Genomic DNA, 24,131 nt, shown 5'->3' with positions numbered 1-24,131 from the left:
GAGTTTTATATGTTTTTCATTCAAGCAGTTTTATGGTTTTTTATCATTTTGATTTTTTATATTTATTTTGGATATCCTACTTTACTGTGGATATTAACAAAATTAAAAAAAGCAACGATTAACTCTGATCTTACCTTTGAACCAATGGTAACAATGTTTATTGCTGCCTATAATGAAGAAAAGGTCATAAGAAATAAACTCTTGAATACAGTTGGTTTATCTTATCCAAAAGATAAATTACAAGTGATTGTCGTTTCAGACGATTCTTCAGATCGAACAAATGACATTGTAAAAGAGGTCGCTGCGGAATATCCTTTTATAGAATTAAATATTGTTTATGGACGTAAAGGGAAAACAGAGGCATTAAATAAAAGTGTAACTTTGGCCAAAGGAGACATCCTTGTATTCTCTGATGCAAATTCAATGTATAAGAAGGATGCAATTCAGCATTTAGTCAAATATTATGTTGATGAGTCAATAGGAGGGGTTTGTGGGGAATTAAAATTAGTTAACCCGACTAATTCTACTATTGGTGAATCTGAGGGCGTATATTGGAAATACGAAAGATTGCTAAAAACATTAGAAAGTCAAACAGGTACAACTGTTGTTGGGAATGGCTCCATTTATAGTATTCGCAAGTCTTTATTTAAACCAATGAATCCAAATGTAGGCGATGATATGCAAAATCCCCTCATTATGATTGGTCAAGGGAAGCGATTTATTTATGATAGGGATTCTGTAACAATAGAAGAAACATCACCTAGTAATGTCGAGGAATTTGGACGAAAGGTACGAATTGTAACTAGAAGTTTTACTGGAGTTCTTTCCTATAAAAGGTTATTTAATCCTATAAAAAGACCAGAACTTTTCTTTAAATATTTATCGCATAAATTACTAAGGTACCTTGTTCCTTATTATATGATCATCATTTTTGTCTTAAATTTATTTCTTATATCTCAGCCTTTTTATATGATTTTGTTTGCTTTGCAAATTCTTTTTTATCTATTAGCATATGTAGGAAGATTTATGAAAAGTTTTGTCACGTATATACCATACTATTTTTGTATCGTAAATTTAGCTGCTTTAATTGGTACCTACCGAGCTCTAACTGGTAAACGACAAGCTGTGTGGAAGCCCACATCAAGGTAAACTCTATCCTTTGAACAGTAAAAAAGTGAAGAGATATTATCTCTTCACTAATTATTTTTATCTTTAAGCGGAGTTCTTGAATTTGTTAATTTACTAAGAACAGTTAACAAAGGCTTATGGTTGCCTATTAATCCAATCAGTTCTGCAAGTACTTGGAACAAGATGCACAGAGCTACAATGATTAATAAAGAAAACCAAAGCGTTCCTCTTGTAAAAAGAATAGCAGATAATCCAAAAGATGCTCCAATTGCGTATATGATCATTACTGTCGCTCGATGGCTATATCCCATTGCTAATAGTCTATGGTGAAGATGGGCTTTATCGGCTGTTGATATTTTTTGTTTGTTGAGTATTCTTCTTAAAATGGCAAACATTGTATCAAAGATTGGAACAGCCAGGGCAATGATTGGTAAGCCTAAGCTGAAAATGGTCACACTCTTATATAAGCCGAGAATCGAGATAACAGCTATACAATACCCTAGAAAAAGAGCTCCTGTATCCCCCAAAAATATTTTTGCAGGATGGAAATTATAAGGTAAAAACCCTAATATACTTCCGATTAAAATAACTGTAATTGAAATAACAAACATTTGTCCATTCATAATAGATAGAACTAAGATAGAAGATAAAGCAATTGCTGATATTCCAGCTGATAAGCCATCAAGCCCATCAATTAAATTGATTGCATTTGTTATTGCAATAATCCAGATAATCGCAATAATATAACTAAAAATTCCTAGTTCAATTCTTTCACCAGTGAATGGTATGATAATAAAATTTATCTTAACACCGGAAAATACAACAATTAGCGCAGCTATTAATTGCCCTAACATTTTCCATTTAGGTGTTAGATTGTATTTATCATCAATCAAGCCAATGACAAGGATGATAAATCCTCCAAGCATCACAGGTACTAAATAGTTATAGAAGGGCTTTAAATAAAGAATACCTGCCGTTGCTCCTAGAACAATTGAAAGACCGCCTATTAGTGGTTTGGGATCTTTGTGAACCTTACGATAATTAGGTATATCTACGAATCCAAATCTTTTTGCAAATTTTATAACAAATGGAGTAGAAACTAACGAAACAGTAAAGGCAAGAATAAAACCAAATATTTGGTAAATTGTGATCATTGTGTTTGTGTCACCTCTTTTAAGGTGTAATTTATAAAATCATCTCATGAGAAGGATAATAGATTTTAATTAATTATGCAATCCTTTTTCTAAAATGTCCTAGTTCGCGAAATGAAGCTCTGATTGATAAGACGTCATGAGTCAAAGAAAAGTTTCATTTTTATTGTCTAACTATATTGCTTGAAATAAACATGTAAAAAAATAAAATAACCGTAGAGAAGATCTCTATAGTTATTTTATTTTTTATATAATCCATTTTTTGCAGGCACAAACAAATTCTTTCTATTCGTTTGTGCCTGAATACTATCACTTTATTAAGGAGCTTACCCTTCATTTGACTCATCTTCAACAGCACCTGTTGTTTGCTTAAGATGATTTTCTAATTCAGTTGAAAGTTCAATAAGTTGCATTTCATCTGGAACGAAATAATATGTCCCGCCAATATATTCATCAGAACCTTCAAGTTTTAGCTGTTCAATGGCAGATGATTTAAAGTTGCTAAATTGTGATTGTAAACCTAAACCTTCACTTACCCGCATATTTGTTTCAATATTATCTCCAACATGTGAAGCAATTTCATCGACTTTTAACAAGTTTTTGGGAGTGAAAATCGAACTAACAGCTGCAGTAATAATTTGTTTTTGGCGGTCATTTCGACCGAAATCCCCTCTAGGGTCTTGTTTTCTCATTCTAGCGTAGGCTAATGCTTCTTCACCATTTAATGTCATTGTACCTTCATGAAACTCAATTCTGTCTTTACCCTTAATATCACTTTTTTCCGTAAAATCAAATGGAACTTCTACAGTAACGCCACCAATTTCATCGATAATTTCTTTGAAACCTTCAAAGTTAACTGTTGCATAATAGTCAATTGGAATGTCTAATAAATCTTCTACAGCATTTATTGTAGCATCTTTTCCACCATACACATAAGCATGATTAATTTTGTCTTCTTCGCCCTCTTCTTCAATATAAACCCTTGTATCCCTTGGTATACTTAAAAGTTTCACCGTTTGATCCTTTGGGTTAATCGTCGCAACCATAATCGAATCTGTACGACCATTTCCACCTGAGGAGTAATTCTCAACGCCTAAGAGTATTATCGAAAATGGATCTTCTGAGATTTCTACTGCTTCTGTACGTAATTTTGACTTATCTCCTCTTGCTAATTCTGAATAAGAGCCACTGGCAGCCTGAAACGTTTCAAATAAAACGTATCCCATATAGCCAGCTATAACTAAAAATAAAAGAATCGCGAAAAAAAGAATTCTTCTTAAGAACAGTCTTCTTTTCTTCTTAACCCTCTTCATTTGTTTTCTCTCCATAAGGTTCTCCTCTTATATCTAAATTTTAAGTTCCTCTTCTAAATAAATAACATCACCTTCAAAAATTTCACTTTTACCATTTGTCAGTTCTGTCATCCATTCAAAAAAGTCATTTTTTTTCTCTTCTTCTACGTAGGTTTCCACTTCCACATCATTTAAATAATGAATTTCCTTTAATAAATATGTGGAAGAACGTAATTCATTTTCCACTTTCCCCAACCATGTATAGTCAATTTTTGTATGAATGACACGCATAAGTTTTCTTTCGACAATTCCAACTGCATTTAATCCTTCCGAAACAGATTTACCATATGCACGAATTAGTCCGCCTGTTCCGAGTTTTATCCCGCCAAAATAACGGGTAACAACGACGACCGTGTTTTTTATTTTTTTCTTTTTTAACACCTCGAGCATTGGAACCCCGGCTGTTCCACTAGGTTCTCCATCATCATTTGCTTTTTGAATGTGATCATTTTCTCCAATGATATATGCTGAGCAATTATGATTGGCGTTGTAATGTTTCTTTTTAATTTGCTGAATAAAATGTTGCGCGTCCTCTTCAGTTAAAACACGCTCTATATAACAAATAAACCGAGATTTTTCGATAATTAGTTCATGCTCTCCATAGCCTTTTACGGTATAATAATGTGAAAGCATGCTTGTACACCTCCTGACAAGCAAGCAAAATAAAATTGTGGCATCTATCTATTATAAAACGACATTTTTCTCACTTCAATCGTAAATAATATGACAATCTATAAAGAATGTCGTTAAATTTTGTAAAAAATTGATGAATTCCATGTTTATCAGTTAATTATTAAGGGTAATATATATAGGTTGTAATCTAATTTTAATAATTAAATCTAACTTTTTATATACAAAACGGAGGCAAAATCATGAACTCCAACAAAATAGACAGTAAGTTACTTGATGAAGTTCTCGACAAAATGATTCATACTGTAGATGGAAGCAAAGACGAAATTTTCCAAATCGGCGAACAGTCACGACATCAATATGAATCATTAGTAGAAGAGTTAAAGGATATAAAAATTCAAGTGAGCCGGGTCATTGATGAAGGTGACAAGCTTGAAGTACAAACAAGGTTGGCCCGTAATCGGCTTTCAGAGGTAAGCAAGAACTTTAAAGAGTTTTCAGAAGACGAAATTCGTGAGGCATATGAAAAGGCCCACAATCTTCAGGTAGAGCTCTCCATGATGCAGCAGCATGAAAAGCAGCTGCGCAATCGCCGTGATGACTTAGAAAGACGCTTGCTGGGCCTGCAGGAAATCATCGAGCGCTCAGAGTCACTTGTTAGTCAGATAACAGTTGTCTTAAATTACTTAAACAGAGATTTACGCCAGGTAGGGATGCTTTTAGAGGATGCCCAGCAAAAGCAGGATTTTGGTTTGAGGATAATTGAGGCGCAGGAGGAAGAACGAAAGCGAGTATCTCGTGAGATTCATGACGGTCCGGCACAAATGCTGGCAAATGTTATGATGAGATCAGAGTTAATTGAACGAGTCTACCGTGAGCGCGGTGCTGAGGAAGGATTTAAGGAAATCCGTAACCTGCGCCAAAACGTTCGCAATGCCCTTTATGAGGTAAGAAGGATCATCTATGACTTAAGGCCAATGGCACTAGATGACTTAGGACTCATTCCGACCCTCAAAAAATATATGAACACAATCGAAGAGTATAATGGAAATACAAAAATTCACTTTGAGAGCCGTGGCTGTCTTGAAGATCAACGGCTTTCATCACGTTTTGAAGTGGCCCTGTTCAGGCTGGCACAAGAGGCGGTCACAAATGCGCTCAAGCATGCGGAAGCAACCGAAATTACTGTGAAGGTAGAAGTAACTAAGGAAACTATTTCAATGCTCATTAAAGATAATGGCAAGGGTTTTGATGTTAATGAATTTAAAAAAATCAAAGATAAAAAATCATTTGGACTGATCGGAATGAAGGAACGCTTGGACTTGCTTGACGGAAAAATGACGATCAATTCAAAAATTGGCCTAGGGACTTTCATCATGATTCAAGTCCCGTATCAAGCATGCTGATGTTCGTACATACTGATAAATACGGTCTAATGGCTTATTGACGGTATATTAGGAAAATAGACTAGAATAAAAACAGTGGGGAGGCGTAAACATGAAAACGAAAATAGTTATTATTGATGACCATCAGTTATTTCGTGAAGGTGTAAAACGCATATTAGACTTTGAACCATCATTTGAGGTAGTAGCAGAGGGTGATGACGGGGAAGATGCTTTAGCAATTGTCGAAGCACACAAACCAGATGTCGTGATCATGGATATCAATATGCCGAAAGTGAATGGTGTTGAAGCAACAAAACAATTAATCGAAGCGAATGCTGAGACAAAGGTCATTATTTTATCTATACATGATGATGAAAACTATGTAACACATGCATTAAAAACGGGTGCAAGCGGCTATTTATTAAAAGAAATGGATGCAGACACACTGATCGAAGCAGTAAAGGTTGTTGCTGACGGTGGTTCTTACTTACATCCGAAAGTGACACATAATTTAGTAAATGAATTTAGAAGACTTGCAACATCAAGTGGACAAGCTGCTACAGCGCAAGCTTTACAACCAGAAATTCGCCGTCCATTACATATTCTCACTCGCCGTGAGTGCGAAGTGCTCCAAATGTTAGCCGATGGTAAAAGCAACCGCGGGATCGGTGAAGCATTGTTTATCAGTGAAAAAACAGTTAAAAACCATGTTAGTAATATTCTGCAAAAAATGAATGTAAATGATCGTACCCAGGCGGTTGTCGTTGCAATTAAAAATGGCTGGGTTGAAGTAAAATAAAGAATGAGAAGGGTCAGGCTCAGGTACAGAGTCTGGCCCTTTTTATATGAAATCGGCTGATATGTTATTGAATTAGGACAATAAAATTAAAAATCGGACAATATAACTGTTGTTCTGGACAATAAAACGGTATTTTTGAACAATTCAGATGCAGTCTTCTCGGAATTATAAGACGAAGTAGTGAAATTCGATGGACTATCCGTTAGAATAAGGAGGTAACGAATAAGATTTTGGTAATAAGGAAGGAATTAATACTATGAAAACGGCTATTTTAACGGATAGTACCGCATATATATCAGAGGAATTACGTGAAAAGTATAATATACAGATGATCCCGTTGAGTGTAAATTTCGGGATGGATACCTATCAGGAAGAAGTCGAAATTACTTCAGAGCAATTCTTTGCAAAGGTGAGAGAAAAAGAGGATTTCCCAACAACATCACAGCCCCCTGTTGGAATGTTTGTTGAACTATTTGAAAAGCTTTCACTTGAATTCGATGCTGTTATTTCTATTCATCTATCAAGCGGGATAAGTGGCACATATAACGGTGCAGCAACAGCGGGAGATATGGTCGATAACATAGACGTATATCCATTCGATTCAGAAATTAGCTGCATGCCACAAGGATTTTATGCCATTGAGGCGGCACAACTTGCTCAAGAAGGAAAAACGCCAGAACAAATCCTCGCCCGATTAGAGGAGATGCAGCAATCTGTTCGCGCATACTTTATGGTCGATGATTTATCAAATCTGCAACGCGGTGGGCGTCTAAGCGGGGCACAGGCGTTAATTGGCAGCTTGCTGCAAGTGAAACCAATTCTGCATTTTGAAAATAAAGTCATTGTTCCTTTTGAAAAAATTAGAACACGTAAAAAAGCGCTAAATCGCGTTTATGACCTTTTTCATGAAGATGCCGGCGAAAATGTTCCGATGAAAGCGGTGATTATCCATGGTAATCGACCTGATGAGGCGGAAAAAATGAAGCAGGATCTAGGTACGAGATATCCGCATGTTGAATTTTATATTAGTTATTTTGGACCTGTCATTGGTACACATCTAGGTGAAGGGGCAATTGGGCTAGGGTGGTACAGGAAATAAGGCTCATTTTCCACTGCTTAACTTGTAGAATAATAAGGGAAAAGTACGAATGGTGTAGTGCTTTTTTCTTATATTGATGTTAAATTATGGACATGTATTTTTCTATCCTCCATAATTACTCATGTGAAAAGCTTAAGGAGGATTAGATTATTGAGTATAACGACCGATCAACTGCCTGAATCCACCCAAGATGTTAGGAAAAGAACATATCGGCATTGGACAACTTTAGAAGACCGGAAGCTAAAAGAATTACGTCAAAACGGCATGAAATTTAAACATATCGCTATTCAATTATCACGCACAGCTATTAGTGTAGAAAAACGTTACCGAAAAATCACAGCACCAACGAACGATTGAGGTGACAAATGAGATTTTTACTGAAAAATCAAGAATTGACACCAGTTTTTTCACCTCAAGAAGGTGCACCGATCGCCAACCATCCACATATTCCACAGAAACTTCTTAAAGAAACATTCGCTTATTCAACAGAGCTTCAACACCATCTACATGGCAGAGAGCTGCTGCAAACTGAAATTCCTATCACACTAGAAACCCTTCATACTCATTATCATCATGGCTTTATTAAACTAAATTATGGTGTTTACCGTGAAAATAACCGCTTAACATGTACTCGATGCGGTAATCACAACCCGTTATTTTTTGCCTCTTTTTCATGTGCACAATGTGGAGAGCAGCACTGCCATTATTGTAGAAAGTGCATCATGATGGGGCGGATCAGCGAATGTACACCTTTGTATCGTTGGACTGGACCAGCACCCACTTATCATGCATCCGTTCCTTTAGAGTGGGAAGGAACCTTGTCTAATGGACAGGCATACGCATCAGAAAAGGTTGTACAAGCTATCCAAGATAATCAAGAAATACTTGTCTGGGCTGTATGTGGAGCTGGGAAAACGGAAGTATTGTTTAAAGGCATTGAATACGGTCTGAATACTGGAAAAACAATATGCATTGCCACTCCTAGAACAGATGTTGTCTTAGAACTAGCACCCAGGCTGCAAAAAGTCTTTCCTTCTGCAACAATCTCCGCTCTTTATGGCGGGAGTGAAGACATTCACCAACCTGCTGCCTTATATGTATCAACAACACACCAGCTTTTGCGATTTAAAGAAGCATTTGACTGTGTGATTGTTGATGAGGTAGACGCGTTTCCATACTCTGTAGATCAATCACTGCAATTTGCCGTAGCGAAATCACGCAAACCACATAGTTCGCTTATCTATTTAACCGCAACACCTTCAAAACAATGGAAACGAGATGTCATGCGAAAGAAGCGAAATGCAGTAAAAATCCCTGCTCGCTATCATGGTCATCCATTGCCAGTACCGGCATACACGTGGTGTGGTGATTGGAAGCGGAAATTAAAGAAGGGAAAACTTCCAAACGTGATTGTAAAATGGATATCCAACCAGCTCCAATCGCAAAAGCAGGCGTTTTTATTTGTTCCATCTGTCTCTGTTATCGATCAGGTTGTTGATATATGTAAGCAGTATGAAAACCGAATTGAAGGAGTCCATGCAGAGGATCGTCAGAGAAAGGAAAAGGTTGCTCGCTTTCGCAACGGGGACATTCCTCTTATCGTCACATCTACAATCTTAGAGCGAGGGGTCACGATCCCAAACAGTGATGTAGCTGTGCTTGGCAGTGAGGATGATATTTTTACTGAAAGCGCCCTTGTCCAAATTGCTGGCCGAGTAGGCAGAAGCTCGACATATCCAACAGGTGAAATCATCCTGTTTCACTACGGGAAAACTCAAGCAATGATTGATGCGAAAAGACACATAGAACAAATGAATCATGAAGCTAGAAAAAATGGTCAATTGATAAAGTAAAAACTTTCCTAAAATCCCCTTGATATGGCATAATCATTATATATTACTGGCTTTAATAAGGAGCTCGATTAGATGGTTATTAATGCTATGGAACGAATTATAAAGGATTTATTAGACGAATATAAAAATCGCTTGTACCTCCATTGTACGTGTGATGAATGCTTAGATGATATTCTTGCCCTTACTTTAAATAAAACGCTGCCTCGTTATGTGACAAAAGAGGAAAATATCACGTACATTAAAGCAAATTTTGTTGATAAGCAAGAATTGACGTCACTTTTAGTGAAATTAGCAGAATGCGCTAAAATAGTCTCGAACAGACCAATCTGCCATAATACGTAATAGGGGTTGATTCCAATCAACTGTCTAATTTGCCATGAGGAAATCGCACAAAAAGCAACATGGACAAGCTTGCTTTTGCAAGCTGACAAGGTTTCATGTGATCAATGTTTTCAAACGTTTAAGCAGATTACAGGATCAACTTGTCCTTGTTGCAATAGACCGCAGGAAACGATGGAGTTATGCAGTGACTGCACAAGGTGGGAGAATGACCCGCAGTGGAAAAACATCCTCGCAAAAAATATCTCTGTTTTTGAATATAATGATGTGATGAAGGATGTGCTCTCTACTTTTAAATTCCGCGGTGACGCAGCGTTAGTAAATGTATTTAAACAAACGTTTGTTTTTAGCTATAAAAATCACCTTTCATCACAGCAATTTGACGCTGTTTTACCCATTCCATTGAGCAATGAGCGCTTACATGAACGAGGCTTTAACCAAGCGAAGCTGCTTGCAAATTTTCTCCCGCTTCCACAACTAGACGCCCTCCAACGAACCCACCATGAAAAACAATCGAAAAAATCCCGGCATGAACGATTACAAGCTGCACATGTCTTTTCAGTAGATAACCCAAGTATCATTGAAAACAAACGTATCTTATTAGTAGATGATATCTATACAACAGGCAGTACCATCCGTCATGCAGCAAAACAACTTATTCAAAATGGAGCAGCACATGTTTCCTCGCTCACATTAATTAGAAGCTAAACTTTTTTCATCCTCTGCCGATATAATGAGTAGATAATAACGGATAGGAGAATGACCATGGGAGAATTAGCAAACTGCCCAAAATGTAATACTTTATTTGTGAAAACACAATTTCGTACCGTATGTGATGCATGCTTTAAGGAAGAAGAAACAGCTTATGAAACAGTCTATCAATTTTTGCGTAAGCGTGAAAATCGTAAAGCACTTTTACATGAAGTCGTCGAAGCTACAGATGTCTCTGAAGATTTAATCTTGAAGTTTATTCGAAATGGACGAATCCAGCTGTCGAATTTCCCTAATCTCGGTTATCCATGTGAAAAATGCGGTGAATCGATTAGAGAAGACCGTTTATGTAAAAACTGTAAAAAGGACATTCATAACCAATTGCATCAAATGGAGCAGGTAGAAATGATTAGTGAACGTAATAAGGAAACAGGGAATAAATACACATACTACTCCCAAAGAACTAAAAAATAGAGAATAGCTAAACAATTAAAAAACTGATCCGATATTTACTATAGATCATGTACGAAGGCGAGGGAATCATCTTGAAAATAAACAATCTTGGTTCAATGGGCGTCAATCCATATAAACGCAGTTTAGAGAAAAGTGCGCAAACAGCACAAAAGCCTCAAGCGAAGGAAGATAAAGTAGAGATTTCCTCAAAAGCAATGGATCTCCAACAAACGAATGAGGTTACGAAAGCGAGACAAGAAAAGATCCAAGCAATTAAAACACAATTAGAAAATGGCACATATACAATCGATCCAAAGGCGATTGCAAATGGCCTGCTAAATTTTTATAAAAAATAATGTCTCACAAACAGCAATGGAGGGTTATCAGTGCAAGCAGAAAAATTAATTCAAACATTAGAAAAGCTTTTACAACTACATCAAAATCTTCACAAAATAACCCTCCAAAAAACAGAGAGCTTAAAAAGTGAGAACGTTGAACAAATAAAGGAATTGCTGAAAAAGGAGCAAATGTTCCTGCAGGCAATTAAACAAATAGAAGCGGAAAGAATTCAGGAAACGATTACCTTTTTAGGAAGTGAAGGAGATCTTACTCTATCAGCCTGTATTGAAAAAGCGAAGGGTGAACAGAAAGAATCTCTAAAGGTCATCGCGAAAGAATTCAAGGAAACAATGGACAAGCTAAAAGAGGCTAACCTGTTAAATCGAGAATTAACACAGCAGGCATTGCAATTCGTTTCCATTTCACTTGATATGCTGATGCCACAAGAAAGCTTTACAAACTATCAACGTCCGGATCAAAACCAAACACAAACGGAAAAACGACGCCGATCATTATTTGATTCACAAGTATAACGAAAGGAGGAAACCATCATGACATCGACTTTTTTTGGATTAGAAATTGCAAGGCGCGGTATGTTCACTCAACAAAGTGCCCTAAGTACAACCGCACATAATGTTGCCAACGCAAATACACCTGGCTATACACGTCAACGTGTTAATTTTGAACAAACAACCCCATATCCTCCTGTAGGAAAAAACAGTCCAACAATACCCGGTCAATTAGGTACAGGTGTTGAGGCTGGTACGGTAGAGCGTGTTCGTGAAGATTTTTTAGACGTCCAATATCGAAGCGAAAACAATAAGGCCGGCTACTGGAGTTCTCGCGCGACTGCATTAGAAAAAATGGAAGAAATCATGAATGAACCTTCAGAAACAGGCCTATCTGTTACACTCGACAAGTTCTGGCAATCCCTTCAGGACTTAGCGGCAAACCCAACAAATGCTGGAGCCCGCTCAGTTGTGCGTGAGCGAGGTATTGCTGTGGCTGAAACATTTAATTATTTATCAACTTCATTAAAATCCATCCAAGGTGATTTGAAAAATGAACTTGATGTAACGGTGAAGGAAATTAACTCCCTTGCTTCACAAATTAACAATATCAATCAGCAAATTTCATCAATCGAACCAAATGGCTATTTGCCTAACGACTTATATGATGAGCGCGATCGCTTAATCGACCAGCTTTCTTCACTGGCGAACATTAAAGTTTCAGCAACTCCTTCTGGTGGGAATGCTTTAACAATCGCTGAAGGAGCATATACAGTTGAAATTGTTGATGATAATGGAAATACACTCGGAACGCTTGTTGATTCGAAACAGAAAAAAGCTAACGAATTAACTGTTGGCTACAATTCTGGTAACGGCTTAGTAGAATCGGTCACAATCGGCAGGCAAAAACTAGATGTTTTAGATTTTAATAGCACAGGGAAAATAAGCAGCTTAATAGATTCATATGGATATACGTATGAAAGCGGAACAAGCACATTTGAAAAGGGTCTATACCCAGACATGCTTACAAATATCGATACAATGGCATTTGAGTTTGCGAACAAATTCAATGCAGCACATAGAGAAGGTTGGAGTATTGAAGATTATAATTCTGACACACATACACCAGTTGATTTCTTTTCATTCGGTGATGTGTCATTAACTGATTCAAGAGGTGCAGCTGAACTCATCCGCATTTCAGATGATATTCTTGAATCGACTGATCACATTGCAGCAGCCTTGCCTAACGCAGCTGGAGAAGTGACAATTGGTGACAGCCAGAATGCCCAAAAGCTTGCTGATGTAAAAAACAAAACATTTAGTATTGATGGCAACACAACCTCTTTCCAAAACTATTACGAAGGAATCATCGGTGGAATGGCTGTTGACTCTCAAGAAGCACAACGTTTAACGTCAAACAGTGAAGTGCTTAGAGATGCAGTTGAGGTACGAAGACAATCGGTCAGCGCCGTATCGCTTGATGAAGAAATGACAAATATGATCCAATTCCAGCATGCATACAATGCATCTGCACGAATGATCACCATGCAGGATGAAATATTAGATCGAATTATCAATGGAATGGGATTATCAGGAAGGTAGGTAATTAGTTATGCGTGTAACACAAGGTATGCTGGCTTCTAACTCGCTGCGTCATTTAAGTCAAAGCTACACGAATATGGGCAAATACCAGGATCAGCTTGCTACAGGGAAGAAGATTACCCGACCTTCTGATGATCCGGTTGTGGCGATTAAAGGGATGTTCTATCGAACGAATTTAACAGAAGTTGAGCAGTATAAACGGAACTTGAATGAAGCGTACCAATGGATGGAAAGCTCTGAGGCTGGAATTGAACATGCCAATCAAGTAGTTCAGCGTGTCAGGGAGTTATTAGTTCAAGGGAATAATGGATCAAACAGTCCAACAGATTTACAAGCAATTGCCGTTGAAGTTGGGCAGCTAAAAGAGGATTTAGCAAATGTCGCAAATACTCAAGTTGCAGGCCGTTATATTTTTAATGGGACGAAAACAGATACTCCACCAGTTAATGTTGAAGATGATACTGTTACTGTCGATATGAATACAGATGCCTTTAATGTAGAAGTTTCAAACGGTGTGAATTTGAAAGTGAATATTAATGGGACAAATGTTTTTGGACAGGACCTGTTTAACACCCTTCAATCCATTGAAGATGCTTTAAACAGCGGCAACATGGAAAATGGCGATGACATGCTTGGTGACCTTGATAAACATTTTGATATGCTATCTGCCGAGCGTTCTGAAATTGGTGCCCGCTATAATCGTTTAGAGATGGTTGATGCAAGAATTCAAGATCAGGAAATCATTGCAAGCAGAATTCTATCAGAAAATGAGGATGCTGACCTGGAGAAGGTCATTACAGATCTAACCATCCAAGAAAGTATTCACAGAGCATCATTAGCCGTTAGCTCAAAGGTCATTCAGCCGACATTAATAGACTTTCTAAGATAAATAGATAATTGATTTGGTCTGACACATCATGCATGAGTCGGACCTTTTTACTAGGAGTGAAGATGATGAACGTACCGCAAATTCGCTTGCAAAGTATACCTGCCCAACTTAGTATTCATACTACAAAAGGACAACAAACAATCGAACAGCCAAAAGCAGAAGTCTTGATGGAACAACCAAAAGCTGATCTAACAATTGAAACCATTCCAGCCAATTTAACAATTGACCAAACAGAAGCATGGGCCGATATGGACCTAAAGCATATCTCACGCAGAGTGAGCGAGACCGCGCAACAAGCCCATCAAGATGCCATGGAAGGAATTGCCCGCAGAGCAGAAGAAGGCCAGCAATTAATGATGATTGAAAATGGCGGAACACCGCTTGCTGACATTGCAAAAAAGCGAAGTGAAAAACCAATGTATCAATTTAATATTGGATTTATACCATCAGCTGGCAGTGTGAAAATAAACTATGAACCTGCTAAAGTGAATATTGATGTTAAAACGAATAAACCAAATATAGATGTAAAAGCAAATAAACCAATCATTGACTATCAACCAGGTGAAGTTGACGTCGAACTAGCAAGAAGAAATGAACTCCATATTGATTTTGAACAAGTAGACAAAGGGGAGTAAGCGAATGGAAATAACAACGAAATACCATGGTGTCATCGAAACGGATGAAAAAGACATTCTTCAGTTCCAAAATGGAATCCCAGGCTTTTTAGAAGAAAAATCGTTTGTCTTACTTCCATTAGAAACGGATTCTGCTTTTTGGATTTTACAATCAACAGTTACACCGGAATTAGGCTTTGTCACGGTGAATCCATTTCTTTTCTTTAAATCGTACGAATTTGATCTTTCAGAAAATGATAAACAGTTTCTTAGCCTAAAGTCAGAGAGTGATGTTTCAGTTTGGACGATTCTAAATGTGAAAGATCCATTTGAAGAATCAACAGCTAATTTACAGGCACCGATTATTCTTAATACGAAAAATAATCAAGCGAAACAAATTATCTTGAATGACAACCGATATAAAACAAAGGAAAAATTGTTTAAGGAAAAAGTTACGAAATAGGAGGTGGAAGTATGCTCGTTCTGACAAGAAAGTTAAATGAAGCCATACAAATAGGCGATGATATTGAAATTACAGTTCTCTCAGTACAAGGGGATCAAATAAAGCTTGGGATTAAGGCTCCGAAAGAAGTTGAGGTTCATCGGAAAGAGGTTTATCTTTCAATTCAAGAAAGTAATAATGAAGCAGCTTCCATTCTACCGAATATATTAGATATTTTAAAAAATACATCGAAAAACCTTAAGTGATAAAACTTGAGGTTTTTTTATTTTTTCTATAAAAATCTATTAAACTATATGAACTCCTGACGATATATAAAGTAAGAGGTTGAACATGTGGCGGCCGACATGTGGGATACCTTAAATTAGTAGAAGATTCACATGGATGTGGGTCATTCATATATTCAAGGAGGAAGTTTATAATGAGAATTAATCATAATATTGCTGCGCTTAATACTTATCGTCAGTTGAATAGTGCTTCAACAAACCAATCTAAATCAATGGAGAAATTGTCTTCAGGTCTTCGTATTAACAAAGCTGGAGATGATGCTGCAGGTCTTGCAATCTCTGAAAAAATGCGTGGACAAATCCGTGGTTTAGACCAAGCATCTCGTAACTCTCAAGATGGTATTTCCTTAATTCAGACAGCTGAAGGTGCTTTAAACGAGACTCATGATATTCTTCAACGTATGCGTGAATTATCTGTTCAATCAGCCAATGATACTAACACAGCTCAAGACCGTACAAATATCCAAGATGAAATGAATCAATTAACAAAAGAAGTTGACCGTATTCGTGATACTACTCAATTTAATACTAAAAACTTACTAAACGGCTCTATGGACGGTGCGGTAAATACTGCTGTTGCTAACATTAATACAAGTGGAACTATTAAAGTAGCTGGATCTGCAATTTCCGCAGGTACTGACGCATTAACAGCTTTACAAGATGCTAATGGAAATAGTTTAGGAATTACTGCTACAGATACTGTTACAGTATCATATGTTAAAGATGGTACAACTGTAGAAAATACAATGACAGTTGGTACCTTAACTACAGCTGATCTTGGAACAACGAATGGTACCACAGATGATACAAATACTGCAGTTTCTGTCTCAGGAGGTAAAATTTTATTTACAGCAAGCAACACTGGATTTACAGGGGCAATTAACGGTTTAACAATTACTGTAAAAGACAGCGGTGGAAATATTCGTACTGCAGCAACAAACGCATTATCATCTTTTACTGAAACTACATCCGCAGCTAATGTTCAAACTGATGGAAAGGCAACTTTCCAAATTGGTGCAAATACTGATCAAAATATACAACTTGATATTAATGACATGGGGGCTTCTGCTCTTGGAGTTAAAGGTTTACAAGTATCAACTCAAACACAAGCAAACGTTGCAATTAAAGCAATTGATACTGCTATTCAGAAGGTATCCGCGGAACGTTCTAAATTAGGATCTTTCCAAAATCGTTTGGATCACACAATCAATAATCTTAACACATCTTCAGAAAACTTAACTGCTGCAGAATCACGTGTTCGTGACGTAGATTATGCTTTAGCTGCGTAAGCAGTAACAAGCACAGTCGTCCTAGTTGGAAACGGCTAGAGATCATAATCGGGTGAATTGCTGGAAACCCCTTATAGCTTTTCTTACCACAACGTAGTTGGAAACGACAAGCGTGATGGTTTGAAAAAAGAAAAGATTGGGCAATCAGCAGCCAAGCTCCTGTCTCGAAAGAGTGGAGAAGGTTCAACGACTAGGATAGACCATCTAAGGCGAAAGCTATGATGATGAAATCCATAGGTGAAACAATGTACATCAGCATTGCGTATCCGAAGTGCCCGACCCCTACTAGATTGCTAGAGGGTGAAGATATAGTCTAGTCATTTGTGAAAGCAAATGTTCGCACGATGGCGAAAGAAATGATGAACCAAACAAAGAATTCTATTCTTTCTCAAGCAGCACAAGCAATGTTGGCTCAATCCAATCAAATGCCTCAAGGCGTATTACAACTCTTGAGATAATTGATTAGAGGGCGTCTAGCTTGGTAACGAGCTAGAGGATAACTGGGTGAATTGCTGGAACTTCCTAAAGCTTCATCAACCACAACGTAACTGGAAACGGTCAGCGTGATGGTTTGAAAATGATGAAGATGAAACAATGGATAATCAGCAGCCAAGCTCCTATGAGGAAACTCTGGAGAAGGTTCAACGACTAGAGAACACGGTCTAAGGTAAAAGCTATGGCTATGAATCTCGTAGGGCAGCAAAAGCTGTTCGAAGTGCCCAGCCCCTTGAAAAAAGACAAGGGTGAAGATATAGTCTATTCTGTAGTCGAAAGATACAGCCGCAAAGCAAGCGAATCAACAACCACAAGGAGTTTTACAACTTCTTCGTTAATTTTAGATTATTTAGGAGAGACTCTAGTTTTACTAGGGTCTCTTTTACATATATAGTTAATGAAAAAGAACGAAAATATATATTATATACTAGAACATACATGCGTCTGATGTTATACAGGGCTTCTCTCTTTTGTGGGAAGTCCTTTTTCAATTGAAGGAGGAGACAAAATGGAGGAAGTGTGTCGGTATGGGCCTTACCTGTAGAATACCTGATTGGTTCTGTAGATTTGTTTAAATTAGGTCACTTTTAAACCATTTTTAAAATTACATATACAAACTAAGAAGCCCATATCTTAAAGATTAGATTGGGCTTCCTTGCTCCTTATATCTTCGATTATATTAAGTTTATCCCATTCTTAACGGGCAGTAAGACTCCTACTTCAAGATTCGAGAGAAACAAAGGAGATAAGTGGGAGATAACTGCCCGTAAAGATCCGACGAAGGACAGGACGTCCAAGTCAGGCGAGACATAAGGAAGTGGCGTACTAAGCGTGATAAGTTACGCTAACCATCAGTGGGGGATGAAGAAAACCCCCACTGATGGAAGTCTCACTTTATTTCTTTTAATCTCAACATTATGCCGATATACATACTACAATTTTAAGAAACGTTCATTAATTCCTCTGTTAATAGTAGGAACTCTCTTTTGTTTCTGTCTCGTAAGGACTGATTGATTTTCTGTTGGATTTTTTCTTTTCGGAAATCAAGCAGAGCCTTGTCTAACACCATTTCAGCAAATACAGAATCTATGACATTTACTTTGTCTTCTTGATCATCGCATTCGAAAGAAATGAAAGGGTATATGCTTCTATTGAATTTTAATACACCAAAATCCCCCATTTCGCTGTAATAAAATCAATGAACCTCTTGATAAGAAAGGAGATTGAAAGGAAGAATGACATCAATTGTTGTTCCTTTATTCATTTCACTTTCAATAACGATCTTTCCTTGATGTGCTTCAATAATTTTATAACAGACCATTAATCCTAAGCCAATCCCTTTTTCTTTGATACTATAAAAAGGTTCTCCGAGATGTGGGATACGTTCTTTTGGAATCCCACACCCTTGATCGATAAAGCGAATGCATACTTGATGATCATCAAGCTTATTGACTTGAATTAAAACGTCTCCTCCTATCGGCATCGCTTCAATTGCATTTTTTAAAATATTGATAAACACTTGTTTTAATTGGTTTCCTTCACAGGCGACCAAAGGAATGGCAGATTCAAACTCTGATCTAATTTGAATGTTATTCATCGTTGCTTGAGGTTGAAATAACGTTATAACCTGATCTACTAGCATGTGTAAATCATTGAGTTGAATCTTAACAGCCTGTGGTTTAGCTATCGTTAAATATTCATTGGTAATTCCTTCAATTCGATTCATCTCTGATAACACCACATCTATATAACGCTGATTGTTCTCATTTTCCGTTAATTTTAGTAATTGCATAAACCCTTTCATTGCGGTTAAAGGATTGTTAACTTGATGGGCAATTGCAGTGGCTAATTGTCCTACAACAGCAAGCTTCTCTGATTTTCGTAATAATTCTTCAGTTTTTAAGCGTTCAGTGATATCTCGAGAGATAAGCAGTAAAACTTCCTTTCCATTCAAGTTAAAAACACGGACATTAAATTCGGTATTTATTTTTTTGCCTGTTTTTTTAAAAACAAATTCGTCTTCTAAAGTGAAAGAACATTTTCCTTCGCTGATTTTTTCCACAATTTTTATGAACATTGTAGAATTTTGAGGAACAATATCGGCATATGGCATCGAGAGAAGTTCTTCTCTACTGTACCCAAATCTTTCACACCCAACTGGGTTTACTTCAAGTAATCGAGATGGATATCGATCCTCATTCAATTCCACTAAGTATACGGCATCAGGTAAATGTTCAACTAGAACACGGTATTTCATCTCACTTTCCTTTAATTGTTGATGTAAATGATGGAGTTCTCTTTTTACTTTTTTTCTTTCGGAAATGTCTCTATAGATTGTTGATATAGCAATCACATTTCCCTTTGAATCCACAATAGGTGAAAGCGTTAAACTTATATTGAAAAGACTTCCATCTTTTCGTTGTCTAACTGTTTCCAACTTAGTGGTTATAGATTCCCCAGATATAATCTTTTGAATAGTTTCAAAGGCTCGATCTATTAAAAAATCAGGTACACAAGGTAATGTTTGTCCCTTGATTTCTTGTATAGACCAACCCAACATCTTCTCATAAGCTTTATTAGCTTGTAAAATATGTCCTTTTAAATCAGATATAATGATCGCATCTGTGTTATGACTGATGAATGATTCCAGTCGTTCTTTAGTCATCCTTAATTCCTCTTCCATCTTTTTTCGTTCCGTTATATCAATAGCAGATCCGACAACCTCGATGACTTTTCCTTCTCGTTTAATAGGCCTAAGTGAGATGAAAATATAGATTTTATCATTTGGCCATGGTAGTTCAAACGTGACTTCGTGTCCTTCCCATGCCCTTTGATAATATTTCAGTAGTCGGGGAACAAAATGTAAAGGGGCGACGGAATTTAAATCTTTACCTGTTACTTGTTCAAGATAGACGCCACTTTTAGCATATAACTGTCCATCACATAAGGTGATGATAAAACTTTCATTCTCCTTTTTAAACTTAAAAATACCTCCTTGCTGTTCATGAACAGTATCCTTTAGTTCTTGCCTTGATTCTGCTAATGTTTGATTCAATCTTGATAAATCCTGTGTTAAGCGATGTAATTTATGGAAAGCTTCAATAAGAAAAATACCAATTAAGAGTCCAATTAAAACAAATAGGTAATATGCAATATGGAAATACATAGTAGCACTTGCATCTGAAAAAGTTTCTACTATTAAACTGTAAACAACAAAATGGATAGCTAGATAAAAAAAAGCTCTTTTTATGGATGGAAGGTTTTTTATGAGGCTTTCAAGTAGAATGAATAGAAAAATCGTTCCCCCTAAAATTACTACGCCCGTTATCCAATAACCACCTATATAAACGTGAGCAATGCAAATACCAATTGCTGTCATCCATCCAGCTCTATGACCAAAATAAACAAATGATAGAATAATAGGAACAAATCGAAGATCATAGAGAAATTCATTATATCTAATGGGGAAGAACATCAGAATAACTGCAACAATGCTAGCATAACATCCTCCCAATAGATAGCTTGATTTCAAACCTTTACTTGTAGTAAAAACTTGAAAGACTATAGCTGCGCTTACAAAGAATGAAAAAATAGAAAGGTTAATGAAAAAATCCTTAAGCATTTATTTCATCCCCCCTAGAAATTATTTCCTGCCAAATGCGGAGTTCTTCTTTAAAACATGTCTCTCTTCAACTTAAGTCTTTTATTAAAAAGACACTTTCACCAACAGGTGAAGTCTTCCAAAAATTCCAAGCCCAATAAAACCAATTTTCATGTTAGTTCCTTCTTATTCTTTATTTTTAAACGGTTACATTTATTTGTACGTGTATTGTATACATTTTTTTGTTTTCTGTATACTTATTTAAATAAAAGTATACAGAATTTTCGCGTTTTTATGTTAACTTTTTATCCTAAAATTTATAATTAGGTGAAATAGTATTCAAAAACATTGTCATAGTGTAGAAAAGGAGGATAGGTTGTTTTTGTATGGCTAATTTGACTTACTTTTTTGTAGCGTCGACACAATTTGGCAAAACAACCATCCTGATCTGCTTATTTGCATTCCTATGAATAGATACGAGATAAAGTGAGACTTCCATCAGTGGGGGGGTTCTTCATCCCCCACTGATGGTTAGCGAAACTTATCACGCATAAAACGCCACGTCCTGTGGCTTTTGCCTGACTTGGACATCCTGTCCTTCGTCGGATCTTTACGGGCAGTTATTTCCCACTTATCTTCTTTGTTTCTCTCGAATCTTGAAGTGGGAGTCTTACTGCCCGTTGTGAATGGGATAAAATGTAAAATGGTGAACTTCCTCGTGGATCAAAACTGTTAGAAGAAAGACTCGTTGGGGAATTAGGTGTTAGCCGTACACCTATCCGTGAATCAATATGCAAACTTGAACAAAAAGGACTTATAAAAGGGAAAAGAGTGGTGAATCCGACAGAAATAGATTTACGCAATATCTTTCAAGTTCGCATTTTACTAGAAGGTTTTGCTATTTTTGACTGCCAAAAAGATTCTTACAGGAATTAAAGCCAAGCATATGATAGAGTCCCGCCAACATGTTGACATATAACCCATGCTAAGACTATAAATGGAAAAAAGCTGATTTCTCCAACGATAAGGAAAATCAGCTATATCTTCAATGGACGTACTTCATTTAAGGTAGGTGCCTTTTTTAAATCAAATGAATATTCCCCGTCCATTTGTTGCTTGATTATTCATTTGTGACTGTAACTTAAAATGTGTAAGCAAAAGTCCAGATCTGCCTGAAGATGATTTTTCATCAGGGTTTCAGCAGCCTGCCCATCTCTTGCTTTAATGGCTTCATAGATCTCTTCGTGTTCATCAATTAAACGTGGACGATTGTATAGCACCACTGTCTTTCGAAAAAGAAAAATAATTGACTGCATTCGGTCTATTGTATCTATCATTATAGAGTTACCACTGGCCCGAACAATAATTTCGTGAAAGCGTTCATTAGCTTTCATAATTTCGTCAATTGTTCCTTCTCTGCCAATTTTGATACATTCCGAAAGTGAATTTAAATCTTCCTCAGGCAAATAAGTTGCAGCTGATTGCGCTGAGAAACCCTCCAGAAGAATCCGTACTTGGAATAAGTCGCGTAAACCTTTCTCAGTAGGCTGGACAACCCTTTTATTGACGATAAGTCCTTCATATTCAAGTTGTCGAATAGATTCTCTAATAGGAGTACGGCTACATCCCAATTCCGTTGCGAGCTTTTCCTCAACAATTTTCGTTCCACCTGGTATATCTCCATTTAATATCTTGTCACGAATCACTTCATATGATTGATGATAAGCAGGACGAGACTTCCCGCTGTTCTTATTCATATTGTTCACTCCTATTTTCCACAACCTAATTATTAATAATATTAACAAAAATTCATCATAAAAAGTATAAGAAAGAAAGCTTGTATAAAAATAAATACAAAAATAAATAAAATGTATACAAAAAATAAAAAATAGCATACAATAATTTTCAGTAAGATTATTTGTAAGCGCATTCAATTTGTGAATGTAACTTTCTTATCTCTTAAAACTAGTCTATTTATACCACAATCTGTTTTACTTTATTCCGCAGCTTAAGTGAATGTTATTAAAAAATTTTCCTTCAAAAACATACTAGACAATTCTAGTAAAAGCGTATATGATTTCTGTATACAAAGATTTATAAAATGTATACAATTTATAAATATTTGTATACTGTTATTTTTGTAAACGTGTACAATGATTTTTACTTTTGCTCGTAATACTTCCTTATAATGAGTTTTACGAAAAAAAGCATTATAGTAAGAGATTTTGTCAATTTTGGGAGGAAAACATATGAAAAGAAAAATTGGTTTTATAGGATTAGGAATTATGGGGAAGCCGATGTCTTTAAATCTTATGAAGAAAGGACATCAGTTAACTGTTTACGATATTAATAAAGAAGCGGTAAAAGAATTGGTAAAATCAGGAGCTGATGAGGCTGTATCATTAGAAGAGGTAGGAGCGAATAACGATGTAATTATTACAATGTTGCCTGCTTCTCATCATGTAAAAGGAGTTATTTTAGGAGAGAATGGCATCATTAATAGCGCAAAAGAAGGTACAGTCATTATTGATATGAGTTCGATTTCTCCAGTTGCTTCAAAAGTAATTGCAAGCGAGCTTTCTACAAAAGGCATTGAGATGTTAGATGCACCTGTAAGTGGAGGAGAACCGAAAGCAATCGATGGTACTTTGGCAATTATGGTAGGTGGTAAAGAAGACGTTTTTGAAAGCGTTAAACATGTACTGTATGGAATGGGAACAGAAGTTACATTAGTCGGAGCTAACGGAAGCGGCGTTACGGCAAAATTAGCGAATCAAGTGATTGTGAATTTAAATATTGCAGCAATGTCGGAAGCACTCGTTTTAGCTGCGAAAGCGGGCATTGATGTTGAGAAAATGTATCAAGCAATTCGAGGCGGACTTGCAGGAAGTACAGTACTAGATGCAAAAGTTCCGTTAATTCTTGATAGAAACTTTGTTGCTGGTGGAAGAATTGATATTAACCTTAAAGATATTACGAATGTAATGGAAACGGCACATGAAATCGGTGTTCCACTACCACTATCTAGCCAGCTTTTAGAAATTTTTCACGCCTTAAAGGTAGATGGAAAAGCGAGTCACGATCATGGAGGCATCGTACAGTATTACGAAAAACTTGCGAATGTTGAAGTAAGGAGGGCTTAAATG

The 24,131-nt window shown here is 36.7% G+C and carries 25 protein-coding genes and 1 pseudogene; 20 read left to right on the top strand and 6 right to left on the bottom strand.

What is annotated here, in order from left to right; translation table 11 throughout:
* Window positions 1-9: 9 nt before the first annotated feature.
* Window positions 10-1,149 (top strand): glycosyltransferase family 2 protein, encoded by a 1,140-nt coding sequence (locus GMB29_RS24595; protein ID WP_136352315.1) that lies wholly within the window; start codon window positions 10-12, stop codon window positions 1,147-1,149.
* A 47-nt stretch (window positions 1,150-1,196) separates the two neighbouring features.
* Here the strand turns inward: GMB29_RS24595 and GMB29_RS24590 are convergent, their stop codons facing one another.
* From GMB29_RS24590 to GMB29_RS24580, 3 genes are all read right to left on the bottom strand, one after another.
* Entirely contained in the window at window positions 1,197-2,282 is a 1,086-nt protein-coding gene (locus tag GMB29_RS24590) for a glycosyltransferase family 4 protein (RefSeq protein WP_136352316.1), read from the bottom strand.
* A 323-nt stretch (window positions 2,283-2,605) separates the two neighbouring features.
* Window positions 2,606-3,607 (bottom strand): LCP family protein, encoded by a 1,002-nt coding sequence (locus tag GMB29_RS24585; protein WP_136352317.1) that lies wholly within the window; start codon window positions 3,605-3,607, stop codon window positions 2,606-2,608.
* Between the two features lie 18 nt (window positions 3,608-3,625).
* Entirely contained in the window at window positions 3,626-4,264 is a 639-nt protein-coding gene (locus GMB29_RS24580; protein ID WP_136352318.1) for a YigZ family protein, read from the bottom strand.
* Between the two features lie 239 nt (window positions 4,265-4,503).
* Between GMB29_RS24580 and GMB29_RS24575 the strand changes: the two genes are divergently transcribed.
* The 17 genes from GMB29_RS24575 to GMB29_RS27530 all read left to right on the top strand — a co-directional run bounded on the left by GMB29_RS24575 (window position 4,504) and on the right by GMB29_RS27530 (window position 17,347).
* The gene (locus tag GMB29_RS24575; protein WP_136352319.1) at window positions 4,504-5,667 is read left to right on the top strand and encodes a two-component sensor histidine kinase DegS; all 1,164 of its coding nucleotides are present in this window, start codon (window positions 4,504-4,506) and stop codon (window positions 5,665-5,667) included.
* A gap of 91 nt (window positions 5,668-5,758) precedes the next feature.
* Complete coding sequence (locus GMB29_RS24570; RefSeq protein WP_136352320.1) at window positions 5,759-6,445, top strand: two-component system response regulator DegU; 687 nt, start codon at window positions 5,759-5,761, stop codon at window positions 6,443-6,445.
* 256 nt (window positions 6,446-6,701) lie between these two features.
* Window positions 6,702-7,544, top strand: a complete 843-nt coding sequence (locus GMB29_RS24565) for a DegV family protein (RefSeq protein ID WP_136352321.1) — start codon at window positions 6,702-6,704, stop codon at window positions 7,542-7,544.
* A 150-nt stretch (window positions 7,545-7,694) separates the two neighbouring features.
* On the top strand, window positions 7,695-7,901 hold the full coding sequence (locus GMB29_RS24560; protein ID WP_136352322.1) for an SANT/Myb domain-containing protein: 207 nt from the start codon (window positions 7,695-7,697) through the stop codon (window positions 7,899-7,901).
* Window positions 7,902-7,909: 8 nt separating this feature from the next.
* The gene (locus GMB29_RS24555) at window positions 7,910-9,397 is read left to right on the top strand and encodes an ATP-dependent helicase ComFA (RefSeq protein ID WP_136352323.1); all 1,488 of its coding nucleotides are present in this window, start codon (window positions 7,910-7,912) and stop codon (window positions 9,395-9,397) included.
* A 72-nt stretch (window positions 9,398-9,469) separates the two neighbouring features.
* Window positions 9,470-9,739, top strand: coding sequence for a late competence protein ComFB (locus GMB29_RS24550; protein WP_136352324.1), 270 nt, complete (start codon window positions 9,470-9,472; stop codon window positions 9,737-9,739).
* 6 nt (window positions 9,740-9,745) lie between these two features.
* Window positions 9,746-10,444 carry a ComFC family protein gene (locus tag GMB29_RS24545; protein WP_227551425.1) on the top strand — a complete coding sequence of 233 codons (699 nt, stop codon included), beginning with the start codon at window positions 9,746-9,748 and terminating at the stop codon, window positions 10,442-10,444.
* 57 nt (window positions 10,445-10,501) lie between these two features.
* Entirely contained in the window at window positions 10,502-10,921 is a 420-nt protein-coding gene (locus GMB29_RS24540; RefSeq protein ID WP_136352325.1) for a TIGR03826 family flagellar region protein, read from the top strand.
* Between the two features lie 71 nt (window positions 10,922-10,992).
* Complete coding sequence (gene flgM / locus GMB29_RS24535) at window positions 10,993-11,256, top strand: flagellar biosynthesis anti-sigma factor FlgM (protein WP_136352441.1); 264 nt, start codon at window positions 10,993-10,995, stop codon at window positions 11,254-11,256.
* A 30-nt stretch (window positions 11,257-11,286) separates the two neighbouring features.
* Window positions 11,287-11,772 (top strand): flagellar protein FlgN, encoded by a 486-nt coding sequence (locus GMB29_RS24530; protein ID WP_136352326.1) that lies wholly within the window; start codon window positions 11,287-11,289, stop codon window positions 11,770-11,772.
* 18 nt (window positions 11,773-11,790) lie between these two features.
* Window positions 11,791-13,350, top strand: a complete 1,560-nt coding sequence (gene flgK / locus GMB29_RS24525) for a flagellar hook-associated protein FlgK (protein ID WP_136352327.1) — start codon at window positions 11,791-11,793, stop codon at window positions 13,348-13,350.
* A gap of 10 nt (window positions 13,351-13,360) precedes the next feature.
* Entirely contained in the window at window positions 13,361-14,239 is an 879-nt protein-coding gene (gene flgL, locus GMB29_RS24520) for a flagellar hook-associated protein FlgL (RefSeq protein WP_136352328.1), read from the top strand.
* 65 nt (window positions 14,240-14,304) lie between these two features.
* The gene (locus tag GMB29_RS24515) at window positions 14,305-14,874 is read left to right on the top strand and encodes a DUF6470 family protein (RefSeq protein WP_136352329.1); all 570 of its coding nucleotides are present in this window, start codon (window positions 14,305-14,307) and stop codon (window positions 14,872-14,874) included.
* 4 nt (window positions 14,875-14,878) lie between these two features.
* Entirely contained in the window at window positions 14,879-15,316 is a 438-nt protein-coding gene (fliW, locus tag GMB29_RS24510; protein ID WP_136352330.1) for a flagellar assembly protein FliW, read from the top strand.
* An 11-nt stretch (window positions 15,317-15,327) separates the two neighbouring features.
* Window positions 15,328-15,561 carry a carbon storage regulator CsrA gene (csrA, locus tag GMB29_RS24505; protein ID WP_136352331.1) on the top strand — a complete coding sequence of 78 codons (234 nt, stop codon included), beginning with the start codon at window positions 15,328-15,330 and terminating at the stop codon, window positions 15,559-15,561.
* A gap of 173 nt (window positions 15,562-15,734) precedes the next feature.
* Window positions 15,735-16,889 (top strand): flagellin N-terminal helical domain-containing protein, encoded by a 1,155-nt coding sequence (locus GMB29_RS24500; protein WP_136352332.1) that lies wholly within the window; start codon window positions 15,735-15,737, stop codon window positions 16,887-16,889.
* A 344-nt stretch (window positions 16,890-17,233) separates the two neighbouring features.
* Window positions 17,234-17,347 (top strand): flagellin, encoded by a 114-nt coding sequence (locus tag GMB29_RS27530; RefSeq protein ID WP_076512307.1) that lies wholly within the window; start codon window positions 17,234-17,236, stop codon window positions 17,345-17,347.
* 977 nt (window positions 17,348-18,324) lie between these two features.
* Here GMB29_RS27530 and GMB29_RS27525 read toward each other — a convergent pair.
* Together GMB29_RS27525 and GMB29_RS24485 are read right to left on the bottom strand one after the other, a co-directional pair.
* Window positions 18,325-18,453, bottom strand: coding sequence for an IDEAL domain-containing protein (locus GMB29_RS27525; protein ID WP_227551777.1), 129 nt, complete (start codon window positions 18,451-18,453; stop codon window positions 18,325-18,327).
* Between the two features lie 126 nt (window positions 18,454-18,579).
* Entirely contained in the window at window positions 18,580-21,006 is a 2,427-nt protein-coding gene (locus GMB29_RS24485; protein WP_136352334.1) for a PAS domain S-box protein, read from the bottom strand.
* A gap of 681 nt (window positions 21,007-21,687) precedes the next feature.
* Between GMB29_RS24485 and GMB29_RS24480 the strand changes: the two are divergent.
* Window positions 21,688-21,885: pseudogene (locus GMB29_RS24480) on the top strand (GntR family transcriptional regulator); the annotation flags it as partial.
* A gap of 224 nt (window positions 21,886-22,109) precedes the next feature.
* Here GMB29_RS24480 and GMB29_RS24475 read toward each other — a convergent pair.
* Window positions 22,110-22,742, bottom strand: coding sequence for a GntR family transcriptional regulator (locus tag GMB29_RS24475; RefSeq protein WP_136352335.1), 633 nt, complete (start codon window positions 22,740-22,742; stop codon window positions 22,110-22,112).
* A gap of 492 nt (window positions 22,743-23,234) precedes the next feature.
* Between GMB29_RS24475 and garR the strand changes: the two genes are divergently transcribed.
* Entirely contained in the window at window positions 23,235-24,128 is an 894-nt protein-coding gene (gene garR, locus GMB29_RS24470) for a 2-hydroxy-3-oxopropionate reductase (protein WP_136352336.1), read from the top strand.
* Window positions 24,129-24,131: the final 3 nt, after the last annotated feature.

Origin of the sequence: Metabacillus sediminilitoris, assembly GCF_009720625.1 — a bacterium.
Taxonomy (GTDB): Bacteria; Bacillota; Bacilli; order Bacillales; family Bacillaceae; genus Metabacillus; species Metabacillus sediminilitoris.
Note: the sequence above shows the minus strand (reverse complement) of the source record. Positions and strands in the feature narration are given on the sequence as shown.

Excerpts from the sequence above, each read along its gene's own strand:
- GMB29_RS24595 (WP_136352315.1), top strand. The coding sequence starts at position 10 with ATGTTTTTCATTCAAGCAGTTTTATGGTTTTTTATCATTTTGATTTTT.
- GMB29_RS24590 (WP_136352316.1), bottom strand. The coding sequence starts at position 2,282 with ATGATCACAATTTACCAAATATTTGGTTTTATTCTTGCCTTTACTGTT.
- GMB29_RS24585 (WP_136352317.1), bottom strand. The coding sequence starts at position 3,607 with ATGGAGAGAAAACAAATGAAGAGGGTTAAGAAGAAAAGAAGACTGTTC.
- GMB29_RS24580 (WP_136352318.1), bottom strand. The coding sequence starts at position 4,264 with ATGCTTTCACATTATTATACCGTAAAAGGCTATGGAGAGCATGAACTA.
- GMB29_RS24575 (WP_136352319.1), top strand. The coding sequence starts at position 4,504 with ATGAACTCCAACAAAATAGACAGTAAGTTACTTGATGAAGTTCTCGAC.
- GMB29_RS24570 (WP_136352320.1), top strand. The coding sequence starts at position 5,759 with ATGAAAACGAAAATAGTTATTATTGATGACCATCAGTTATTTCGTGAA.
- GMB29_RS24565 (WP_136352321.1), top strand. The coding sequence starts at position 6,702 with ATGAAAACGGCTATTTTAACGGATAGTACCGCATATATATCAGAGGAA.
- GMB29_RS24555 (WP_136352323.1), top strand. The coding sequence starts at position 7,910 with ATGAGATTTTTACTGAAAAATCAAGAATTGACACCAGTTTTTTCACCT.
- GMB29_RS24550 (WP_136352324.1), top strand. The coding sequence starts at position 9,470 with ATGGTTATTAATGCTATGGAACGAATTATAAAGGATTTATTAGACGAA.
- GMB29_RS24540 (WP_136352325.1), top strand. The coding sequence starts at position 10,502 with ATGGGAGAATTAGCAAACTGCCCAAAATGTAATACTTTATTTGTGAAA.
- flgK (WP_136352327.1), top strand. The coding sequence starts at position 11,791 with ATGACATCGACTTTTTTTGGATTAGAAATTGCAAGGCGCGGTATGTTC.
- flgL (WP_136352328.1), top strand. The coding sequence starts at position 13,361 with ATGCGTGTAACACAAGGTATGCTGGCTTCTAACTCGCTGCGTCATTTA.
- GMB29_RS24515 (WP_136352329.1), top strand. The coding sequence starts at position 14,305 with ATGAACGTACCGCAAATTCGCTTGCAAAGTATACCTGCCCAACTTAGT.
- fliW (WP_136352330.1), top strand. The coding sequence starts at position 14,879 with ATGGAAATAACAACGAAATACCATGGTGTCATCGAAACGGATGAAAAA.
- csrA (WP_136352331.1), top strand. The coding sequence starts at position 15,328 with ATGCTCGTTCTGACAAGAAAGTTAAATGAAGCCATACAAATAGGCGAT.
- GMB29_RS24500 (WP_136352332.1), top strand. The coding sequence starts at position 15,735 with ATGAGAATTAATCATAATATTGCTGCGCTTAATACTTATCGTCAGTTG.
- GMB29_RS27530 (WP_076512307.1), top strand. The coding sequence starts at position 17,234 with ATGGCGAAAGAAATGATGAACCAAACAAAGAATTCTATTCTTTCTCAA.
- GMB29_RS27525 (WP_227551777.1), bottom strand. The coding sequence starts at position 18,453 with ATGGTGTTAGACAAGGCTCTGCTTGATTTCCGAAAAGAAAAAATCCAA.
- GMB29_RS24485 (WP_136352334.1), bottom strand. The coding sequence starts at position 21,006 with ATGCTTAAGGATTTTTTCATTAACCTTTCTATTTTTTCATTCTTTGTA.
- GMB29_RS24475 (WP_136352335.1), bottom strand. The coding sequence starts at position 22,742 with ATGAATAAGAACAGCGGGAAGTCTCGTCCTGCTTATCATCAATCATAT.
- garR (WP_136352336.1), top strand. The coding sequence starts at position 23,235 with ATGAAAAGAAAAATTGGTTTTATAGGATTAGGAATTATGGGGAAGCCG.